Raw genomic sequence first — 21,523 nt, 5'->3', positions numbered from 1 at the left:
TAAGTGAGTTGTTGTAGTACTAAAATGCGTTTATTGAGCCCGATGAGTCTCTTTACGCAGTAGCGGTAGCGTCTAAATCACGCACACCCAAAAGGGATTCCTTGAAGTCTTACCAGGGAATTTATTATGTTATTTAGAATAAAAATAAAATTGAGACAAAACCTATACGTTACAGCAAAAAAAGCACTGCTCGTTTTGCTGCTTTGTAGCCCTACTCTTAACGCATGGAGTGTTGAAAACAACTATCTAGTGGGTAGAGGCATTCACGATGTTACCGGCCCTGCCGCTGAAGTGGGTTTGATGGGGTATGCTAACCCAGATCAGAAAAGCGCGGGTATTCACTTTAGGCAATGGTCTAGAGCTTATGTGATAGCAGAGCCCAATACCGATAAACGTGTGGTGTTTGTGAGCGTTGATGCAGGCGCGCTGTTTCAGTCTGTGTTTCAGGGCGTTATACAAAAGCTCACAGATAAATACGGCGATACCTACAATGAGCGTAATGTCATACTAAGCGCGACGCATACGCACGCAGCGGTGGGTGGACAATCGCACTATGCGCTTTATGACATCACCATTATGGGGTTTATTCAGCAAGCCTATGACGCACAGGTTGATGGCATTGTTGCTTCTATCGAAAAAGCCCATAACGACCTACAGCCTGGCCGTATTCTGATTAACCGCGGAGATCTGAATAATGCCAGCTATAACCGTTCTATTGAGGCTTACAATAACAATCCTAACGCAGAGCGCAGCCAGTATGATGGGTCGATTCAAAAACCTATGACGGTTCTTAAAATACTTCAGGGTAATGCCAGTGAAGTCGGTATGATCAGCTGGTTTGCGACTCACCCTAATGCCATGGGTGGAGATATAAACTTGCTCAGTGGCGATAACAAAGGGCATGCCTCTTACCTGTTTGAAAAAGAGCATAAGCACTCAACCTACCAAGGAAACAATAACTTTGTCGCTGCTTTTGCCATAAGCAATGCCGGTGATATGTCGCCTAACGTCAACCCAGATGCTGAAGGTCGTGGCCCTACATCAAATCGCTTCGAAAATGTTCGAATAATTGGTGAACGTCAATATGACAAAGCGCTTGAGTTATACGATAACGCGACGGAACAGTTAACAGGCAGCATTGAGTTTAACCATCGCTATGTAGACATGTCTGCAACCACGATCTCTGGAGACTTTACGGATGGCAGCCAAAAAACAACCTGCGTTGCGGCATTAGGTGAATCATTTGCAGCAGGCACAGAAGATGGCCGAGGTCCGGATCTATTTAGTGAAGGCTCAACTCAGGCAAACCCTTTTTACCAGTTTATAGGCAGCATGATTGTTGCGCCTAGCCAAGAAGATCTTGAATGTCATGCACCTAAAGCGGTATTGATCGCACAAGGTAAAACATCCCCCTACCCTTGGACGCCAGAGGTGCTTCCTTTATCCCTCCATAAAATCGGCCAACTAGGTATTTTGGCAGTGCCAGCTGAGTTTACTATTATGTCTGGCAGACGTTTGATGAACACAGTAGAAAGCGTACTGTCTGAGCAGTTGGATTACACCGTAGTAGCCGGTCTTTCCAACGCTTATAGCGGTTATGTGGCCACTAAAGAAGAGTATGATCTTCAGCACTATGAAGGCGGTTCTACGCATTTCGGCCCTTGGACATTGGCCGCGTACCAACAGTCTTTCTATCAATTGGCTGCGGATATGCTTCCACCGGGTCAGTCGCCTGCACCTAACCTTCAACCCGTTCCTTTTCCTACTATCGAACCGATTCCACGCGATTTAACGGGTGAGACCATTAACTTCCAGACCGGAGTGGTTCATGATCAAGCCCCAATTTTTAAACGCATTGGTGATGTCGTTCAAAATGCCAATAGACGCTACCAGAAATCAGATTCAGTAGTCGTTAAGTTTTGGTCAGGTCACCCTAAAAACAACCTGAGAACCCAGGGCACCTTTATGGAAGTTCAGCGTTGGAATGGCCGTCAGTGGGTAGTCGTGGCTAACGACAATGACTGGGAGACTCTATACGAGTGGAAACGTATTGATGGATTTTGGGGAACGTCTCACGCCATACTAACCTGGAACATACCCGCAGATGCAGCATCTGGCACTTACCGTATCAGGCATTATGGTGATCAAAAGAAACCTTGGTCAGGCAAAATCGTGGGATATACGGGGACTAGCCGGAGCTTCTCGGTAAATTAAAAGTCTATAAACCAAAACCGTTAAAACCAAAAGCGTCAGTCTCGATTGTTTTATAGTGAACTAAGCGCTATTTTCAATCGAGCCTGACCTTTTGTTATGTTGGGTAGCGAGCGTCTTTTCAACCCATTCGAGACAACCGACCAGCCATATAGCAATAATAATATTCAACTGCTACTGTATAACCTTGCTTGTTGGTCCCGCAGGGTCAATTTACTCGTCCCCTACGGCCAATTCTTTTTTTAAAAAAACCGTTTATGCTATCCCAATATAAAAATGATAAGAAAAGGCAGTCTTAATGGCTAAAAAAATAACAACAGATATATTGGTCGTAGGCGGCGGCATTAGCGGTATCGTCACCGCACTAGAGCTGTTACGTGCAGGAAAAACCGTTACGCTAGTTGACCGAGACACACCCGAACGGCTTGGGGGGCTAGCACTATGGGCCTTCGGCGGCATGATGTTAGTAGACACCCCACTGCAAGCGTCGATGAAAATACCCGACTCACCCAAGCGAGCGCTACGTGACTGGGTTCGCTTTGGTGAACTCGACACTCACGACACACACGCCTTCAACTGGGCAAAGTACTATGTTGAACACTCTCGTACTGAAGTATATGACTGGCTAACCCACGAAGGCATTAAATTTATGCCGGCGGTCAACTGGGTAGAGCGAGGACTGTATGGCGACGGCAATAGCGTACCTCGCTACCACGTCGTTTGGGGTACCTCTCGTGAACTCACCCGAACCATGATTGCCGCGATGCATGCCGCCAATAGCGAAAATCGACTTACGCTGTTACACCGGCACCGCATTTCTGAGCTGGTTAAACAAGGCGATCGCGTAGTCGGCGCAGTAGGCATCAATGATGAAACCCATGAGCATATAGAGTTTCATGCGTCTGTGGTCGTCATGGCGACCGGCGGCCTTAATGGCAGCCATCAAGAATGCCGCACTAACTGGCCAGAACACCGGGCAATACCCGACACCATGCTCAATGGTGCTCACCCCTATGCAGACGGCAAGCTGCATCATGAAGTAGAAAACAAACTGGGCGGTCGTATTGTTAATGCAGGTGAAATGTGGAATTACGCCGCTGGTTTTCCTCACCCTTACCCTCATTTTGAAGGTCATGGATTATCGACCATTCCATGCAAGTCGGCACTTTGGTTAAACCATAAAGGAGAACGCATAGGCCCGAAACCACTCGTCACAGGTTTTGATACCCACGCGTTATGCCAACGAGTTGCAGAACAAGAAAAACCTTGGACATGGCACCTTCTTAACTGGCGCATTGCCATCAAAGAATTTGCGATTTCTGGTGCAGAGCACAACCAGCGAATTCGTGATAAACAATTTATTCGTTTCGTAAAAGACCTACTACTAGGCAATCAAAACCTGATCAAACAAATGGCCAGTGAAAGTGCGGACTTTTTGGTCGATGACACCCTAGAAGGACTGTCAGGTAAAATGAATGCCCTGACCAGCTCTCTCGACATTGACCCAACGGTATTGCAAGCCACCGTCGACGAGTTTGATGCCAATTTTGACAAGGGTAACCAGCTGGAAAATGATGACCAAATTCGCAGTATTCTTCATGCCAGACAATGGGGGCCAGACAAGCTTCGTACCTGCAAACCCGCACCACTACAAAAGTCAGGAGCCGGCCCTTTTATCGCTATTCGTATGCAACTGATCACCCGAAAAAGCTTGGGTGGTTTATGTACCGACCTCGATTGCAAAGTGTTAGACAGAGAAGACCAACCAATCGCCGGATTATATTGTGTCGGCGAAGCAGCCGGCTTTGGTGGAGGTGGCTCAAATGGCAAGCGGTCATTAGAAGGGACTTTCTTACCAGGCTGTATTATGACAGCCCGTAGCGCCGCCCGTTCAATCATTAGCGACAGCGTTTCAGCGACGAATTTATAGGAGAATTATAATGTTAAATGGGGCTCAAGCTCTTATGAAAACCCTGGTCGACGCTGGCGTAGAAGTATGCTTCTCTAACCCAGGCACCAGTGAAATGCATTTCGTTGCAGCACTCGACAGCGAACCCAAAATGAAAGCCGTACTCGCCCTGTTTGAAGGGGTCGCTACAGGTGCAGCCGATGGTTACGCGCGCATGGCAGATAAGCCCGCCGCCACGTTGCTGCATTTAGGGTGTGGCCTAGGCAATGGCTTGGCCAATTTACATAATGCTCGCAAAGGCAAAGTACCTGTTATTAATATCGTAGGCGATCATGCCACTCATCATGTGAAATACGACGCCCAATTGCAGTCAGATATTGAAACCATTGCCCGCAACGTGTCCCCAGGGTTCGTTCGCACCTCACAAACCACCGAAGCACTCTGTAAAGATGCCATTGATGCCATCACGGTAGCTCGGGGTTTACCAGGCCAAGTCGCCACGCTCATTCTACCCGCTGATGTGTCTTGGGGAGAAGGCGCAGAGCCTTGCTCACTGCCTCCTAAACCGCCCGCTCCGGTAGCAGATGATGCAGTGGTCGAAGAAATAGCCGCCGCGATTCGTGCAGGTAAAAAATCGGCATTTTTATTAGGCGGGCGCGCCCTGCGTGAACCTAGTCTGCTAGCAGCCGCTAAAATAACGGCTAACAACGGCGTTAAAATGTTTGCTGAAACCTTCCCTGTCCGTATTGAACGGGGTGCAGGCATACCACCGGTTGAGCGGATTGCCTACTTAGCAGAACTCGCCAGCATCCAACTGGCAGATATCGACAACCTCATACTGCTCGACAGTAAAGCCCCCGTCTCTTTCTTTGCCTACCCAGGTAAAAAAAGTTATCTAGTGCCAGACAGCTGTACCGTACACACTCTTGCAAACGAGGAACAAGACACCACAGCCAGCCTCAATAAACTCGCCGAGGCGTTGGGCGCGACGCAAGCAACACCCGCTTTACAGAAACCTAAACGCCCCGATAGCCCGAGTGGCAAACTCACTGCAGATAAAGTCTGTAAAGCCGTAGGGCATTACTTGCCAGAAGACGCCATTATTGTCGACGAAGCCATCACCTCAGGCTTGATGTTAAACGTCATGACCGAAGGCGCGCCGCGTCACGACATGCTCACCCTGACAGGAGGCGCTATAGGCCAAGGCTTACCCAATGCTGTTGGTGCAGCCATTGCCTGTCCAGATCGCCCTGTACTAGCACTGATTGGCGACGGCACAGCGATGTATACCAACCAAGCATTGTGGACCATGGCGCGTGAAGGATTAAATGTCACCAGCATTATTTTTAACAATGCCTCTTATTCAGTTCTGAATATTGAGTTGGAGCGGGTCGGTGTCGACAATGTCGGTGAAAAAGCGAAGTCTCAGCTCGACTTGAAAGGCCCAGTGCTAAATTTCTCACAGATCGCACAAGGCATGGGCGTTCACGGTGTAAGAGTGTCAACCGGTGAAGAATTAAGCAAAGCATTGGAGTACGCCTTGAGTCATTCGGGCCCCCACCTCATTGAAGTAATGGTGCCTGAGTCTTTAAGCGGCGTGAAGCGTAAAGTCTTGCCTTGGTTATTAAAATCTCTACCCAAACTACCGCTGCCGTTAACTCGGTCACTCAAGAAAAAGATAGCACCTTAACCCTAGCTCTTCATAAATAGTCCTCGCTATATAAAAAAAGCCGGGGCGGCGTAGCGATAATCATCATCGCTCCGCCGCCCCTTTTTTTGTCTGCCTCCCCATTAATTGCACAATTGTACAGTTTTGAGATTTGCGTCTCAGACGGGCACCCTTAATCAAAATAATATTTGGCACAAATGTGCAGTTATTTATAAATGGATATTATTTAAGGAAGAAGGTATGGATACGTCTACGTTACTAGCCACATCATTTCTGGCGATATTTACAACAAGTGCCGTTGCAGAACTCAAAGCCATCTCTGATGAAGGTTTATCTGAAATATCAGGTCAGGCTTATGTATCGATAGATCAAACCAACCACCCTACTGAAACTAACGTTGAATACACCCGAGTTAACGTGGGAATGCAGGTCGAAACACTGACCCGCGCCGACAAACTAGAACTCGGCACCTATCATCGGTGGGAGCATCATCCCACCAATCCTAGTTTAAACGGTACCGCATGCCACACCTGCAACGGAACCGAAGTTGGGCTAGAAAAAGTAGGTTCAGATATCCTGGCTGAAGATTTCACCTTGGGCTACATACACAATGAAGAATACGCCAACCGCTATAAATCGGTGCCGATGGTGGCAAAATATAACCAATACGGTCAGCTGATAAAACATGATGAAGGCGAGATCGTTCCGTTTGAGATAAACGACCCCTTTATTGAATTTGCTCGTGATAAAGACACCAATGATGTGATTGGTGTAAGAATAGGCTTTGGCGACGCTAAAGGTATTTTATCGGGCAATATTCTCGGCTTAACAGGCGCGATTGATGTCAATATCCGAGATGGCGTTGAAGAATTATCAGAAGCTCGAAAAAAACAAGATGGCAACATCATTGAAAGTGCATTAACGCTGTTAACCCCTCTACTGGTAGCCGGTGGAGACTTAAGTGCACAAGCAGTACTCGTCGATGAAAATGGAAACCCTGACGCCATAAGGTCTTCAAATATTGGCATGGCAAACGGCACTGAATTCACAATAGCCGGCGCTGACTTTCTTGCAGCAACCGCCGTCCCTATCCTGTCTGATGTGGGTTTACTATCGAGCGACTCACGCGCAGAGCGTGTCAGCTGGGCCGGCTGCGGCCTGTTTAATTTATCCCCCTGCTATAAAATCTACGTTCAATCAGAAGACTGTGCAATGCTAGGTATCCCTACTTGCTTCCCGCTTAATAATTTCCAAAGTTTGCCCATCGGTAAAGTTAAAGAAATTAATGGGCGACAATATATAACGGATACCGTATCAGGCGTATTTATGTCTTTCCAAACACGAGATGTAGACTGGTCAACAGGCCCAGCCGGTAAGCAAGCCATGAATGAGTTTGTAAGGGCAACATCTGGCGCTTTTTTAAATCTGCCTACCGGTGCAGTAGAGGTGAATCTCAGCGAGGTTTATAACGGGGTGCAAGGCGTAAGGCGTGAGTATATTGATCGTGGAGTGGGCCTGTTTTAAACCAAGCAAACCTCACATAACAGGCAACCCCGCTAGGACATTCTCTCACCATCAAGCGAGTAGCGTTTCTCTGAAAATCTTACGTTTAACTTCAGGTCACTGGTTGTGGCATACAGCTCAGCTTTTAAGTATGCTCTAAAAATAACTATTAAACGTTGGGTTTAATTATATTTCTAGTGCTGAGTTGTTTAACCTTTTTAATTGTTTTAGCGACCTTACTGCCTTTATCTCGGCATCCACACTGAAATCAGTGGTTTATTAGACCCGCGAGTAAGCAGAGGAATGTACAATACCTTTCACGTTGACTATCCCTTGCTGCGCTGGCCTTTGGATCATTTGTTTCATAGCCAGCATTTTGTATTAATGTCCATACAACGCTTGCCCTCAATAGGTTCTGATCACTTTTCCCTGCTAACTAAGCTACAATTCGCTCCACAGAACGGTAACAATCAAGAAGGCTTGCAGGCTGATGTTGAAGACAAAAAATGGTCAAAAAAGATCGCTGAAGAGCAGAACGTCAATAAACACGATGTACCCGAACCGAGTGAATAAGCGCAACTAAAAGGCGCTAACAAGACTGCCTTTAGCTCACTATTTATAAGAAGTCGATTAGCAATGAACAACACTATAAAGAAGAATAAAGAAGCAGAACAGCGAAAGGTACTAGAACGATTGGAAAAGTTTAGTCGCTTTACGGACAGCAACATTGGCATACCCTTCACAAAATTTCGGTTTGGAGTAGAGGCTGTGATCGGTTTATTACCAATAGTGGGCGATGTAGCCGGACTGATCCTGTCTTCTTATGTGTTATTCGAAGCACACCGCATAGGTACATCGAAAAAGGTAAAAGTCCGAATGTTGCGTAATATGGGTATCGACTTTGTGGGAGGACTGCTACCAGTAGTAGGAGATGCCTTCGATGCCATCTTTAAGGCCAACACCCGTAACACACGTTTACTAAAAAACTATCTGGAAGCGCAAATTGCAACCGAGCCTCCTACCACTCCCTTTCCCTGGCGAACGTTAATTGGCTTGTCGATCCTTTTTGCACTCGTGGCGGGCGGGTTTATTTTAAGCCAAATAAACCTCACACCATAGACAATCCCGCTATGAAATTCTCTCACCATCAAGCGAGTAGCGTTTCTCTGTAAGCCTTATGTTTAGCCGCAGCTCACTGGTTGTAGCATACAGCTCACCGCCACACCCAGGGTGCTTTATTCCAATAGCTTCGGGAGTTCGTTCTTCACTATAAAAACTGTCAATACCTGCAGGAATTTGCGGAAATATAAACACCTCAGAAGAACCACACGACAAGCACTTTGCGCCCCTCTCCGACCTCAGATAACTCGCCAGTACTGAAGGGTTTGCAAGCTCTTCATTTAAACAAGCCAAGCTAGCGCGGATCAAACGAATCTCATCGTTGTCTGGCTTTTGTTTTGAGAATAAACGGCGGAGAAGAGGTCTCGACCTTTTGGCCTTTTCTATTTCCTCAGCCAAGTCCGATGCTAAACCTGAAATATCATCCTTAAGCGATTCATATCTAGCAGCCTGATCCGTATCTTCTATGGCCGCCACCGACTTACAGGTATTGCACCACCCTAGATCCCTTGGGAGGGTGATATTTCCACAGGGGGTTTGGTATTTGAATAGACCAAACGCCACGCCTGTTGAACCTGAGTAGTGACAAGCATTACACGTGATATTGGTTGCAGGTAAAGACATTTTGAATACCCTAAAACGCGTTGGAAAGTGGCCGCTTACAACGGTCAAAGGGCAGAGTGACGAAAAATGTTACTCTGCCCTCATTACTCGCTAACCCAGAATAGAAGCCAGGCCTTTTTCCAGTAAACCACCGGTAGCATTCCCGCCTTGGGAAAAATACTGAACGGCAATATTTGCAAATTGCGCAATCATATCGGAGCTGAGCCCCAATGCTTCAAATTGCTGGGTTAATTGAGCCATTCCACCCACAGATGATGCCAGACCTCCCGCGCCGGAGAGCATACTTCCCAGTCCACCGGCCTTGCTACCACCACTAAGTGCAGGAGCCGCCGCAAGCAGTGTATCCATCCCCGGAACACCAGCACCCAACTGTTCGAACTCACCCGAAGACAAAGATTGCTTTGCCATGCCCAACAATGAACCCATACCGCCCTGAGCTTGTGTTTCTGTCACACCCAGTTGCTGTGTTAGCGTGGGAATAAGACCGGCAGCCATATCCATCGCAGAATCAGTCATAGGGCTTGTAGCTGTACTCTTCTCGGTTGCTACTACCTGAGAGACCTTCTCCACTGCAGCCGATTGATCACTCAACACTGAATCAAAAAAACCGGCCTGCGCCGTACCGCTTATTCCTAAGATGAGGGCCGAAGCGACCACTAGTTTTTGCATAGTTCTCTCCCTGTAGATTTACGTCAACGTTACATCATGAGTTTATCAAATAAATTCGTTAGCAGCGCATCATTTCACTCCACTTTAGTGAAACCGATAGGGTCAAGTTCGATTGAACCTTCTATGACCCTAATTATCAGCAGGCATTTGCTGGAATATGGAGAACAATCGAGTCTGCCTCTATTGGTTTTACCCTTTTACTTATAGCGAGGCGATATATTCTTTGGCTTGTTTTAGCGAGACACCTTTGTTCAATTGCCTATAGCGTTTAATTGCCCAAACCGAATAGCCCATTTTTTTTAATCTTAGAATGTCTTGTTCGGTTGTTTCTTCAACGGCAAACAAAACCCCTTTTTTGATTAAATACCGTTCTCTGGCATAACTCGAAACCTCAGCTATCAACATAATGGCCAATCCGATACCAACTACTAAAAATAAACCAGTCCAATGCTCAAACATATAAGTCACCCAATAGGATTAATAAATTCTGGGTGGGATAGTAGCTCCGCCTCAAGCAACGCTTTTATATTTACATATACAGCGGCGGTCAAACCAAAAAAATCAGAAAAATCATTGCAGGTCATAATACCTCCTTGTTTATATATCCATTCCTTGGATAGTAGATAAATTTGAACAAGCACCCTTTAAGTATCGGTGTTTGTTCCCAGTATAGTAAATACAAAAAAATACAAGTTCAATACATTCAAGCAATAACGGGTCGGGTTACTTTCTAAATGCGAGAGAGTCGCCATTAAGACGTGGTTTATTTGAAGGTTGAGCTGGAGCTTAAATAGTCGATCAGGCAAAATTAAAAATGTTACTCTGCCCCTAATTATTCAAACGATAAGAGGCAAAGCGACAACTATAAATAACACTCAACCCCCTTTATTCCACTTTAGCCAATAAATTAATTAGTCTTTAGCTCTAATAATCGACTCCCCACTGCTTCAGTTATCATCGCAAACCTCTTCTCAATCACTTCTAACACCTTATCATCGTCACAGCTTTCAGTGTTGATTTCAGTAAAATTGTCTGGGATTTGATTACTGCTAAGAATGTTAGATTTATATGCTCCTGCCTCACCTAAATATTTAAAATACCTAATCGGATCGAGTGAGCCAATTTTTCCATTAGCATCAGCAGAAATATAAACACGGTTTAGCGGGCTATTTAATATATGACCAGGATCATTCCGTACTTTTTCAGAGGTTGCACCCAACCCCTTTCTAATATCAAGAGGTATCAAGTGATGATCATGTATCAAATTTGCTCCTATAAAGTGAACATCTTTTGTATTCTCATCAACGTCATAAGATCTTAAGCGCGCCACCCCTTCCGAAATCAAATCATAGGGATCTTTACTAAGCACAAACTGCAGGATTGCAAGTCGAATGCCTTCCCTAGGTGGCTCCCCCCCCTGCATCGTTAATAGTGCTTTAGAACTATAATCGCTGTCTTCAAAAACCTTAGCCTTCCTAGCTGCAATAACCTTATCACCACCACCCTCTAACCACCTGAACAAGCTATTTATATCTTGTATAACGACAGTACTTTGATCATAGAGATAAGCTCCGGAAAATAAACTAGACCAATACCAACACTCTATGCGGTCCAATGACTCTTTAGTATTCCAGTGCTCATCTTTAGTAAAAGCAAAAGCTATTGGCTGAACCATCAAAGTATAATGAAGCTTCTTCGCATTATAAATCCCGCATCGAATGGTTAGAAATGCTAAAGCCCTAAGAACTGCTTTTACTGCTATTTCAATATTGTCCCTTATTTGCATTGTAGACAAACTCAATAATGCTTTAGATTTTGCTTTATCTTTTGTAAGCTCAATTGGGCTATTTTCGAAAAACTGATTAGCTTTTCCATGTGCAAGCAATGAGCATACTGCCAAGATAGCGCTCTTAACATACGATGTGGGTAACCCGTCTTCTATAGAGTCGAAGTTTTTTAAGTCTAAAAAGCCAGAAGAGTTCGTTTCATACTTTAAAGGGTCAGATAGAGCGAGTTTGTCAACCATAATAGAACGCACAACTTCACTTAATGAATACGGTTCTGTATCCCCCTCTTCTTTTTTTGCCGCTCTAGCTGCTAATAAATCAAAATCATCAAGCTTCATTCCTCCCTCATTCAAATGGCAAAATATGGGTATAGCTCTCCTGATATCATTGGTTTTAATGCTCAAAAGCTCGTAGTCATTATAAAGATCGTTTAATAAGTAGTTATAGACGTCGCTTACCCACGTTTTTTCTAATGACTCAAATACTTTATCTAGGAGTACATTAAAATCAGCACCAGCTTCTTTGATTTGATTCATATTATCAAACTCGTCAAACACGCCATCAATGTCATACTTTTCAACTTTGCTAAAATCATCATTTATATGATCTTTAATAGCCTGGCTATTTTTGCTTGCGATTTTTTCTAAAACTCTAGTAATAATTCGGTTTTTTATATTATCCGTAGACTCGCCGATAAGAAATAACGGCAACAATCCCTCACTAGCACAATTTTCAACAAAATCTGTCGCAAACTGTTTCTGACTTTTCCCCCGATGAAGAAAGCTAATTTCGTAAAAAGGTGAATACCACTTAGTGACGCCGGTATTTTTTTCGTCAAACCTTTGCTCTTTAATAATTTCAGTTATATCTTCCGGCTCATACTCATCAATTGCCTTCGAGTCAAACTTTAATTTTTTAGCTCCAAAAAGGTCAGATATAGCATTAGTTGAGTCAGAACCATCAGGCAGTTTAAGAAACCATCGTACTTTTATTGAGTTTGCCTTCTTTGACAGCAGTGATTTAAGTTCTTTTTTACACTGCTCTTCAGTATCGGGTGTCAGCTCAGTAAATTTTAAAACAGTATCATTAATACAATAGGTATTATTTAAAGCGTTGTACAAAGTGGTTGTTCTTTGCTGCCCATCTAAAAGATACTCACACTCAAACTCTTCCTCTTGATTTGTCTGCTTTAGCTCACCTATCTTTCTTGCAGCAAAATCAGTCGACTTACCATTAAGCGTTAATGAACTTCCAATCGGAAACTTAAGTAAAAGTGACGACAATAAATTGCGCTGTTTTTCCATGCCCCACTTATAATCTCGCTGAAAATCAGGCAGCAGCAGAATTTCATCGTTAATTTTTTTGAATATATCTTTTAACTTACTCATTAATTAGTCCATTGGCACTTTTCAATCAATATTCACCACTATAAAGTTAAATTTTATAGCAGTATTTAACTTAATTATTCTTTATTTAATTTTAGCTTTTCTAACCAATTTACCCGATCACACCTTACAGAAAATTCGGACGTTAACTCTATGCAACCCTACTTTAAATCAATAGCACTCAAGCAATAAAAGCTTAGACAAGAAAACAGCAATGCGCTTTATACTCAACTAAATGGATATACACTTAAAAGTAACTCTAGATTCAATATCGCATATTTTGTAATAAACAATAAACTAACTATCCTCCATTTTCAGCTTCTTTTTATGTAACGCGATAACTAATATGCTTCGACCTAAAAGTAAATGAAAAATGCTACTTCAACGCAGCAGTTTACAACTTCATTCGGTTAAATTTTAATCAATTAAGTTCTAATTCATCGAACTTAACTTCACTATTTTGTAATCATTGTTCGCCACAAGAGCTTGACGCCCCCCCTCTACAGAGTAAACAATATAAACAGTCACTAACTACCAAAAAGAACAAAATGGATTTCCAAGATTATAAAAAACTTGTTGGTAAGCTTAAAATTGGTAAGAAGCTACCTGATGCAATTTATTTACATAAGTCCGCACTGACTGAAGTTGACTCAACTCTACTTAGCCTGACAACACGTATCGCTTCGGCTCTTAAAATAGAACCTGTCGACTGGAATATTGTTAAGTATTATCGTTCAGATTTTAAAATCGCGCTTCTTAATTACCCTAGCTTTGATGATTACGCCTACCCTGCTCTGTCAAAAAGCCATACGATCGACTTAAATAAGCTAAGTTTGCGTGCAGCCTCGTATATCGAGTCTAAAAACCCACCAATATTGCATCGAAAGGAAACGTTTTTAGCCCCAGGTGATGAACGTATTGAAAGGTTTAGCCAACACACTCTTGAAGGTGAGAAAATTGGTCTTTACGAAAACACTAAAACTATTGGGTTTAAACAACACTGGGAACGGTTAATAAAAAAGAAAAGCCACTACCTAGACGAAAAAGGTCACTTGCACCCACTAACCGAAAAGCCTATTCAGCAGAGTGAGTATGATGATAGCGTCGAAATAGAGCGGCATAAAACAGCTATTACTCGTGACCAACTGTCTCAACCAATGCAAATTTTAGCGAGGCATGAGTATCTTAATGGCGACTATTCAGTTTTTGATTATGGCTGCGGACAAGGCGATGATTTACGAGAATTAGAAGCTCACGGAATTGATGCTATAGGCTGGGATCCAGTCCATGCCCCTGAGGTTGACCCAACTCCCGCAAATATAGTCAACCTAGGCTTTGTTCTCAACGTAATAGAAGATCGCGCTGAACGAGATGACACACTAAGAAAAGCTCATAAACTTGCCGAACAAATGCTTATAGTGTCTGTAATGGTCGCAGGTGAAAGCGTGATCAGCCAGTTTCGTCCATATAAAGATGGCGTTATTACTAGCAGAAATACTTTTCAAAAATACTACGCACAGTCTGAAATTCGCTATTACATAGAGCACACGCTAGGACAAAACTCCGTACCTGTGGGTCAAGGTATATTTATTGTTTTTAAAGACAAAACTGAGGAGCAACGCTTCTTACTAGAGCGGCAATTTATTCACCGTTCATGGCAACAGAAAACCCAACGAATTGTTATTAAACAAGATAAGCCGATAGCAAAAGACCTCATACAAAATGACCAAGCGCTTTTTGATGATTTCTGGGAGACATGTTTAGATTTAGGTCGCGTACCTGCAAACGACGAGTTTGAATTTAGCGATCAAATTCGGAGAGTTGCAGGCTCTCATGCCAAAGCTCACAGCGCATTAATAGATCACTATGGTGATGAGCTTTTTCAAGAAGCTCAGTCTAAACGCAAAGACGACTTACTCGTTTATTTTGCTCTCAGCTTATTCGAAAAAAGGCAAACTCAAACTAAAATGCCTAATAGTTTGAAACGAGATATTAAGGCATTTTTCAGAAATCATGCTTCCGCTATTTGTGAGTCTAAAGAGCTTCTATTTTCTGTAGGCAATAATGAAGTTATAGAGCAGGCATGCATCTCAGCCTACGAACAGTTTAAGTGCGGAGAGTTTAATGATGGACACAGCTATATTTTTGTTAAAGAACTATTGAATGAGGCACCTAAAGAGTTACGAGTCTATGTTGGTTGTGCTGTACAGCTCTATGGTGATTTAGAAGGCATACAACTAATAAAAGCCCATATGAGGTCTGGAAAAGTAACTCTTTTAGGTTATAAAAACTGGGAGACTGACACCCCACTCCTTATTGAGCGCATCAAAATTAAAATGCGCGAGCAGGATGTCGACTTTTTTGATTATGTTGGAGAGTATAAACCAGTGCCACTGGAGAACAGGTCTATGTTCTAGCTGCCGAATACTGCTCATTTACTCGTTCCGACGCAACGCTTACTACATCATTATATTTTGATTGCGTGATGATGTGGTCTAAGTCAAACATTGAGGGTTCCTTCCAATGAGGAAAGGCAGTTAAATCAATCCCCTAACTTACTAATAGCAGACACATGAGTTAGCCTATAGCTCTAACATTAAAGCACACAAACAGTTTATCAAAACTCAACATCAACATCCTCCGGGGAAATTTGGTCTAAGGTCGACGATTCATTCTTAATTACTTTTTCCCAAATTTTATTTATTAGAGGTTCCACACCAGTAGGATCACCAGGATTTTCGTCTATCCACAAAGTAATTTTTTCCAAGCCAGCATTACAATATTCTTCAAATATTTTTATCGCTTCAGGAAGACGCTCATCTTTTAATATTGTACCGTCTCTTTCAGTCATTAAAGCAATAAGGTAGATAAACGCATCTTTTTGATCGCTTGAGTAAGTTTCTAAAATAATGCTAATGCCATCGCCAGAGATAGGCTTTCTTGATCCATGCGAGTAACCTACCATGGCCGCAAAAACCATAAGGTCCTTATTGTATGAAAACACACTTTTACCATTCGTTTTAGTTTGACAGAGCAATTCAACAATTCTCTCGTGCTTACGATCACGTCTCACGTTAAGCTTCAGCCAACCGTTATCTCCCATTTGACCGCTAAGCATAAGACCCTACCTCTTCAATTATTGTTCTATCAATTGGACAACCATACCTTACGGTTTCATAAGACTGACCTAGAATATTAATAGAGTCTTGCATCTTATTATTTAGATCGGATGACTCCTCTAGAACCATATTGTACTCCCTGCCTACTCTATCCCTAATTCCTTCTTCAACTGCACCTTCCCAGTGACTAGAAGAAAGAAGCAACACAACTTGGCCTACCGACTCAGGAATAGCGCTGGCAACATGCCCCTTATACTTATTATCTAGGACACCAAAAGGTGCATCGATTATAAAGGGCGCCACAGCACCAGGAGTTAAGATTTGTCCAGAAGCATTGCGCCGATCTCTCGAGTAATCAATTAAAGCAGAAATAAACGTCAAACTAAGAAGCAACGACTGGCCATCGCTAGTAGGTACTAAACGGCCTTCCCTATCGATTAACTTTATCTCAAACGTATTTGGGTTAAGCTTTGCCGTATAATCTTGTCTAACAAACCTAGTTAGTTGAGCGTTCACTTTTTCAATTATACGAAGTCCGACATCACTCCATGTAGAATCAAGTGTTTTTTTCAACACACTATCTATTGCTTCTGAGGCTTTTACTAGGTTTCCAAAACGAATAACATCTCCCGAACGCGATGTCATTTTGCTCATATCCAGTTTGTGCTTAACTAATTCTACTTCTTCACGCTTCAGAGAACTCTCTGCACTTCCTAAAGCTCTATTAGCTTCCGCACTCTTTTGTTTAAGAGCAGACCTTTCATTCTCGACTCGCCTAATATCTTCTAAAGAGCTTGTTCCTTTTAGCTTAACACTAAGGTCATCTAATTCTTTGGTCAGTTTAGCGATCTGTTCTTCACTATCATTCAACTGTTTTAGATTCTCCTCAAACTCTCTTTTAGCTTTTTTTGCATCATTCCTCATTTGCGTTAACTGAGAGCGCGCCTTGCTAACCCTGCTTTCTAATTTTGGATCACCCGCTTTTCTTAACATTGATTGAATCTTGTTAAACGCCGAGGACCCAGCATTTAAATTTGCGCCACAAATACATTCCTTTGCGCTGATAATGTCATTTATCAATTGCTCGTTGTAAGGCGATGGTATTGTGCCCTTGTACTCTGCCTCGTCAATAAAATCCATTGCCTGACCGGCTAATTCAAAACCAAATACAGTTGTGGCAAACTCGGAAATAAGCGTAATTCGTTTTCGCTTAGCATCGCTCCATAGGTTTTCTTCTCGTCTTTTTCTAGACTCAATTCGTGAACGCTGATCATGGAGAGTCCGAACCACGTTGCTGTCTGAGTTTTCCAAGATTGTATCGATATTTCTAAGCTTACCTTCATAAAGCTCAATAGCATTCTCTGCTTCTTCGCGATGCCGTTCTTTTAGGGTAATCGAATCCTCAAGACGCGTAATTTCTTTCTGCAGTTGACTGATTTCTCCAGTATTATCAGCATTAGCCAAGGCATTTTGGTATTCTTTTTTAATCTTAACTAAGTCCTCTCTTGCCTTTTCAGCTATCGTAAAGCCTAATATTTCTTTTACTGCATGCTTCACTACCGCACCACCTTTATCTCCCGCTACTTTTCCAATCCCTTCCCCTTGGAAAAAGAAATACTTAGAAATATCTTTAGGTATCACAGAGTTGATAAATGAATCGGGGTTAGGTATTTCGCTATAGCTATCTCCATCTAATTTAAAGACCTTAAACACATTAGTACCTAAAGATGAAGTTGAACGAGTAGCGGAATAAACTGCTAAATCCTCATCCTCAAACTCGATAGTCACACGATAAGAATGCTCTCCTGAACTTTTAGCAATTTTATTTAATAATGATTTAGGTTCAGAAAAGTTGTCTGTTGTAATATCAAAAAAACACCAAAGTATAGCATTCAAAAAAGCCGTTTTTCCGGTGCCATTTTCAGCATGAATCAAGGTTACGTTTTTATTAACATCAGTAGAAAATGAAATTTCCTGTTTGCCGTAAAATTGCCTAAAATTATTTAACTCAAGCGTTCTAAACTTCATTCTCACCTAACTCCTTAGACAAATCTGAAACCACTTCCCTTATTAAACTCAAGCGACGACTAGGCGACTGTCCACCATAAAAAGCCTGCCTCTCAACATTAACAACTTTTCGAGCAGCCTCATGGGCAGGATCAGCTAGATTATCAACTTCTTGTTCGGCTTGCCTAAGTGCTTCCTTAATATCTTCTATACTCATAATCTACATTGAACCTCTATAGGTAACTCTGTTGAACGGAAGGCGATAATCCATACTTATCTATGGCTTGTTCAAGTTCGTAACGGTTGCTAGCTAAATTAGCAAAATCGTTAACCCTTTCAGCTTCAGAGGATTTCAATCTTTCGGAATAAACTGAGTCACTTATTGGCAAAACAACAAAATCATATATCTTCGCCAAATTTTTACCTTCAAACCTCCTTAATATACGACCTCTTCTCTGAACATACTGCCTTGGGTTCTTAGTACTTGATAAAATGTATGCAGTTCGACAGGCCGGCACATCGACCCCCTCATCTAAAATTTTCATCGCAACTAAAGCATCTATTTCTTCTGATTTAAATGCCTGCATTGTTTGCCGTCGCTGAGTTGGTGAAATATCACTTACAAATTTTGACACCTTCCAACCTAAGTCAATCAAAATCCGAGAAACCTGATTAATAACGGGAATATCATTCTGCACATCTTCTGAACTAAACGGCTTGCCTTCTCCCGAATAAAATAACGAAAAACCTCGTTCTTCACTAGGAACCTTCTCACAAAGCGTTGCAAGTTCAACAAGCTTGTTCTCGGCAGAACCTAGTAAGCGGCTGCGCTGCCCACAAAGCAAAGTTAGACTCATTTTTTCGTCTTTAGAGAGTCCGCTTGTATGGTTTTTCTGAGTTAGTTTTGCGATTCGACCGCTTAATTCCTCATATTTTTCTTGTTCGATAAAGGTTAAATAAACTGGGACAATATAATACTCATAAGGTGTTAATACCTTGTCATTAATGGCGTCTGATAAAGAATAAGTCGCAACAATTTCACCGTAGTATTCTATTAGTCGTTGTTTCGCTCCGTCTGAAAAAGGAGAATCTATTTCATCATCATCAGCCCTAAAAGGTGTCGCAGATAGCCCTATTTTATAGCTGGCTGAAGGTAGCTTTTCACACAAACGAGAAGAGCAGTGATTATGACATTCATCACCAACAAATAAGATGTTATTGCTAGAAATACGACTAATTAAACTATTAAAACCATCAGACCCTAATGTTTTATTAACAACGACTATAGCCAAGAACTTTTTATGCCCAGCTGTAAAATACTGAATTTGTCGCTCCAAATCTTGATACCAAGAGTTTTTTGAACCAAAACATTGAATTGCTTCGATAGAAAAGTCTGATAAATTTTGAAGCCATTGCTTTGCTAACTCTATATAAGGAACTGCAACAATCAGGCAAGTCCCTTGATTCTTAGCAACCCGCGCTTCATAAACACGAACAGCACCATATATTGCTGTAATCGTTTTACCCGAGCCTGTTGCAAGATGGAATATCCCACTATAATGACTTGCTTTCCATGCACCTAAAGCAGCTAACTGATGATTTTTTAAGGTAAACTTTTTATCTCCTAGGTAATCAGGAACTCTAGGTACACAAAGTTCACGATTAATATTTTTCGTTTCCAAGCCATCTTCGAAATCTTTAACCGAATGCGAGTCGAAAATTAGAGGCGAGTCTTTAACATTTGCAGCAATTCTTTCATATATTTGAGATGGAACATCAACAGTAATAACATGCTCTTCTTGATTCAACCATAAGCGTTCAAAGCCTTCCGTATACTCAAGTCCATAGCGTTGAAAAACGTCCTGATCCCAGCTTTTGTATACACTTATTGACTCAGCATTTAAAGCAAAGCCCATACCATGAGGTGTCTCATTCGCTGACCCTTGAAATACCACTTTATTTCCAAACTCATCACTAAAAATGCCAATTTTTTCGTGATACATACCGACCCTTCGAAGAGCAAACTTGATCTCTAATGAATTTCTAGCGATTAGTAAAGCTAACAACTCGAGGGTTGAACTAGATTTTCCTTCAGATTCTAATAGCTCTATTAATCGTTCACTTAACTCTAAACATTGTTCTTTTAAACTTTCGCCATTTTTAATCGCAATAAACTCACTCTCATCTAAGGGGTGCCCGATAATTAATCTCATTTTGCCATTAGAATAAATTAAACGACTCAAGCCCTTAGCGCTATTCGATAAGAGCTGTGATGAGAAATAGCCTACTGCTCGATCATAGGAAGTTGACACTTCTAGCAAGGGCTTATAAAAGTCATTATAGAGATCGTCTTTCCCTGTCCTATACACATCTTTTATTTTAAGGTTTTCAAAGCTAGTCACTAATACTCCTTGACTTACAAAACAATAACTTCATTCATAATAATCAGAAAGAAATCTAAGAGAAAACCTCTTTAATTTTCATCAAGTGTAAACTATAAAAAATATATTTCCTTTTCACTTCAATATCACATAGAAAAGCGTTAACCTTCTTCTGGATAAACTCTCCAGGACCACTTATCAATGAAAGCAAAATTCTCAGGGCATGACACTTTTCCGCTACGTTATGGATGGCTTTTTAAAGCTACAAAACATTTAAGTATGGGCGGTTCTTTTCAAACTTCAAATGAAGACAAGACACGAGAGGCTATCGTTGAACTAGGCGTTGGAAAAAATATGGTTAACGCCATACGATATTGGGCTGAGTCTAGTTCTATCTTCGATACATCAGTCAAAGCAAATATTGTCACGCACAGCGTTAGCGAAGAAGCGAAGCTAATCTTCGGAGACAACACAAATGAAGGCCTAGACCCTTATCTCGAAAATGCTGCCTCTATCTGGCTTATTCACTTTTGGCTTAATTTTAATATAGAAAGCCTAACCGCCTATCGCTATTTTTTCAATTACTCAAACGTGCAATACTTTGAAAAAGCAACATTTTTAGATATTTGCATCACCGACACACAGCAACTTACTTCTTCAGAGTCTCCTAATGACAAGACAATCAAGAAAGACATTGATTGTTTTTTAAACACTTATTCAAAAAAAGCCGTAAAAGCAGGCGCAAGCGCAAAGACAAATGAAGATAGCTTTGCTTCACCTTTAGTAGAGCTAGGTCTTATTCAAGAGTTAGGAGGGGGCTACTTCTCAAGCCCTTTAGATTTACGTGCAGACTTGCCGATCAATATTTTCATATATTCTGTTTTGAGGTTTTCAGAGATGGAGCTAGCCCACTCAGGTGCAAGCTCAATGGATTTTGATACCCTTCTTACTAAGCCCTACTCGCCTGGTCGCATTTTTAGGCTCTCAGAAAAAGGGTTAGGACAAAAATTAGATGAAGCACAACGCCGAACTAATGGAGACATCAGCTGGGTTGACTCCCTAGGCTTAAGACAGGTGCAAGTCAAAAGCGCATTACAAGGTCAAGCGACAACATTTATTGAAGAACATTACAGGGCTTAG

The 21,523-nt window shown here is 42.1% G+C and carries 14 protein-coding genes and 2 pseudogenes; 8 read left to right on the top strand and 8 right to left on the bottom strand.

Annotation, left to right across the window (positions count from 1 at the left end):
- The first annotated feature begins 126 nt into the window (after positions 1 to 126).
- From NKI27_RS03515 to NKI27_RS03490, 6 genes and pseudogenes are all read left to right on the top strand, one after another.
- Complete coding sequence (locus NKI27_RS03515; RefSeq protein ID WP_265048316.1) at positions 127 to 2,214, top strand: neutral/alkaline ceramidase; 2,088 nt, start codon at positions 127 to 129, stop codon at positions 2,212 to 2,214.
- A 295-nt stretch (positions 2,215 to 2,509) separates the two neighbouring features.
- Complete coding sequence (locus NKI27_RS03510) at positions 2,510 to 4,141, top strand: FAD-dependent oxidoreductase (RefSeq protein ID WP_265048315.1); 1,632 nt, start codon at positions 2,510 to 2,512, stop codon at positions 4,139 to 4,141.
- Positions 4,142 to 4,151: 10 nt separating this feature from the next.
- Entirely contained in the window at positions 4,152 to 5,810 is a 1,659-nt protein-coding gene (locus NKI27_RS03505; protein ID WP_265048314.1) for an acetolactate synthase large subunit, read from the top strand.
- A gap of 219 nt (positions 5,811 to 6,029) precedes the next feature.
- Positions 6,030 to 7,313, top strand: a complete 1,284-nt coding sequence (locus NKI27_RS03500) for a DUF6160 family protein (protein ID WP_265048313.1) — start codon at positions 6,030 to 6,032, stop codon at positions 7,311 to 7,313.
- 243 nt (positions 7,314 to 7,556) lie between these two features.
- A pseudogene (locus NKI27_RS19475) lies at positions 7,557 to 7,865 on the top strand (endonuclease/exonuclease/phosphatase family protein); the annotation flags it as partial.
- A 63-nt stretch (positions 7,866 to 7,928) separates the two neighbouring features.
- Positions 7,929 to 8,300: pseudogene (locus NKI27_RS03490) on the top strand (DUF4112 domain-containing protein); the annotation flags it as partial.
- A gap of 120 nt (positions 8,301 to 8,420) precedes the next feature.
- On the opposite strand, the gene NKI27_RS03485 reads toward NKI27_RS03490, so the two are convergent.
- The 4 genes from NKI27_RS03485 to NKI27_RS03470 all read right to left on the bottom strand — a co-directional run bounded on the left by NKI27_RS03485 (position 8,421) and on the right by NKI27_RS03470 (position 12,879).
- Positions 8,421 to 9,035 (bottom strand): hypothetical protein, encoded by a 615-nt coding sequence (locus tag NKI27_RS03485; RefSeq protein ID WP_265048312.1) that lies wholly within the window; start codon positions 9,033 to 9,035, stop codon positions 8,421 to 8,423.
- A gap of 90 nt (positions 9,036 to 9,125) precedes the next feature.
- Positions 9,126 to 9,704 (bottom strand): DUF2780 domain-containing protein, encoded by a 579-nt coding sequence (locus tag NKI27_RS03480; protein WP_265048311.1) that lies wholly within the window; start codon positions 9,702 to 9,704, stop codon positions 9,126 to 9,128.
- Positions 9,705 to 9,905: 201 nt separating this feature from the next.
- A complete protein-coding gene (locus tag NKI27_RS03475; protein WP_265048310.1) occupies positions 9,906 to 10,163 on the bottom strand; it encodes a hypothetical protein in 258 nt (85 codons plus the stop codon).
- 448 nt (positions 10,164 to 10,611) lie between these two features.
- A complete protein-coding gene (locus NKI27_RS03470; protein ID WP_265048309.1) occupies positions 10,612 to 12,879 on the bottom strand; it encodes a DUF262 domain-containing protein in 2,268 nt (755 codons plus the stop codon).
- Between the two features lie 545 nt (positions 12,880 to 13,424).
- Here NKI27_RS03470 and NKI27_RS03465 point away from each other — a divergent pair.
- A complete protein-coding gene (locus tag NKI27_RS03465; protein ID WP_265048308.1) occupies positions 13,425 to 15,293 on the top strand; it encodes a DNA phosphorothioation-associated putative methyltransferase in 1,869 nt (622 codons plus the stop codon).
- A 200-nt stretch (positions 15,294 to 15,493) separates the two neighbouring features.
- On the opposite strand, the gene NKI27_RS03460 is transcribed toward NKI27_RS03465, so the two are convergent.
- The 4 genes from NKI27_RS03460 to NKI27_RS03445 are packed head-to-tail and all read right to left on the bottom strand — an operon-like array spanning position 15,494 to position 20,404.
- Positions 15,494 to 15,994, bottom strand: coding sequence for a DNA phosphorothioation-associated protein 4 (locus NKI27_RS03460; RefSeq protein ID WP_265048307.1), 501 nt, complete (start codon positions 15,992 to 15,994; stop codon positions 15,494 to 15,496).
- Entirely contained in the window at positions 15,987 to 18,023 is a 2,037-nt protein-coding gene (locus tag NKI27_RS03455; protein ID WP_265048306.1) for an AAA family ATPase, read from the bottom strand. The genes NKI27_RS03460 and NKI27_RS03455 overlap by 8 nt, the downstream gene beginning before the upstream one ends.
- Positions 18,013 to 18,219 carry a hypothetical protein gene (locus NKI27_RS03450; RefSeq protein ID WP_265048305.1) on the bottom strand — a complete coding sequence of 69 codons (207 nt, stop codon included), beginning with the start codon at positions 18,217 to 18,219 and terminating at the stop codon, positions 18,013 to 18,015. The genes NKI27_RS03455 and NKI27_RS03450 overlap by 11 nt, the downstream gene beginning before the upstream one ends.
- A 16-nt stretch (positions 18,220 to 18,235) precedes the next feature.
- Positions 18,236 to 20,404, bottom strand: a complete 2,169-nt coding sequence (locus NKI27_RS03445; RefSeq protein ID WP_265048304.1) for a helicase-related protein — start codon at positions 20,402 to 20,404, stop codon at positions 18,236 to 18,238.
- 180 nt (positions 20,405 to 20,584) lie between these two features.
- Here NKI27_RS03445 and NKI27_RS03440 point away from each other — a divergent pair, with 180 nt between their 5' ends.
- Positions 20,585 to 21,523, top strand: coding sequence for a DUF4007 family protein (locus NKI27_RS03440; RefSeq protein WP_265048303.1), 939 nt, complete (start codon positions 20,585 to 20,587; stop codon positions 21,521 to 21,523).

The organism is Alkalimarinus alittae (assembly GCF_026016465.1).
Taxonomy (GTDB): domain Bacteria; phylum Pseudomonadota; class Gammaproteobacteria; order Pseudomonadales; family Oleiphilaceae; genus Alkalimarinus; species Alkalimarinus alittae.
Note: the sequence above shows the minus strand (reverse complement) of the source record. Positions and strands in the feature narration are given on the sequence as shown.

Coding starts and splice junctions, on each gene's coding strand:
- NKI27_RS03500 (WP_265048313.1), top strand. CDS start 6,030: ATGGATACGTCTACGTTACTAGCCACATCATTTCTGGCGATATTTACA.
- NKI27_RS03455 (WP_265048306.1), bottom strand. CDS start 18,023: ATGAAGTTTAGAACGCTTGAGTTAAATAATTTTAGGCAATTTTACGGC.
- NKI27_RS03440 (WP_265048303.1), top strand. CDS start 20,585: ATGAAAGCAAAATTCTCAGGGCATGACACTTTTCCGCTACGTTATGGA.
- NKI27_RS03480 (WP_265048311.1), bottom strand. CDS start 9,704: ATGCAAAAACTAGTGGTCGCTTCGGCCCTCATCTTAGGAATAAGCGGT.
- NKI27_RS03470 (WP_265048309.1), bottom strand. CDS start 12,879: ATGAGTAAGTTAAAAGATATATTCAAAAAAATTAACGATGAAATTCTG.
- NKI27_RS03475 (WP_265048310.1), bottom strand. CDS start 10,163: ATGTTTGAGCATTGGACTGGTTTATTTTTAGTAGTTGGTATCGGATTG.
- NKI27_RS03515 (WP_265048316.1), top strand. CDS start 127: ATGTTATTTAGAATAAAAATAAAATTGAGACAAAACCTATACGTTACA.
- NKI27_RS03465 (WP_265048308.1), top strand. CDS start 13,425: ATGGATTTCCAAGATTATAAAAAACTTGTTGGTAAGCTTAAAATTGGT.
- NKI27_RS03450 (WP_265048305.1), bottom strand. CDS start 18,219: ATGAGTATAGAAGATATTAAGGAAGCACTTAGGCAAGCCGAACAAGAA.
- NKI27_RS03510 (WP_265048315.1), top strand. CDS start 2,510: ATGGCTAAAAAAATAACAACAGATATATTGGTCGTAGGCGGCGGCATT.
- NKI27_RS03505 (WP_265048314.1), top strand. CDS start 4,152: ATGTTAAATGGGGCTCAAGCTCTTATGAAAACCCTGGTCGACGCTGGC.
- NKI27_RS03460 (WP_265048307.1), bottom strand. CDS start 15,994: ATGCTTAGCGGTCAAATGGGAGATAACGGTTGGCTGAAGCTTAACGTG.
- NKI27_RS03485 (WP_265048312.1), bottom strand. CDS start 9,035: ATGTCTTTACCTGCAACCAATATCACGTGTAATGCTTGTCACTACTCA.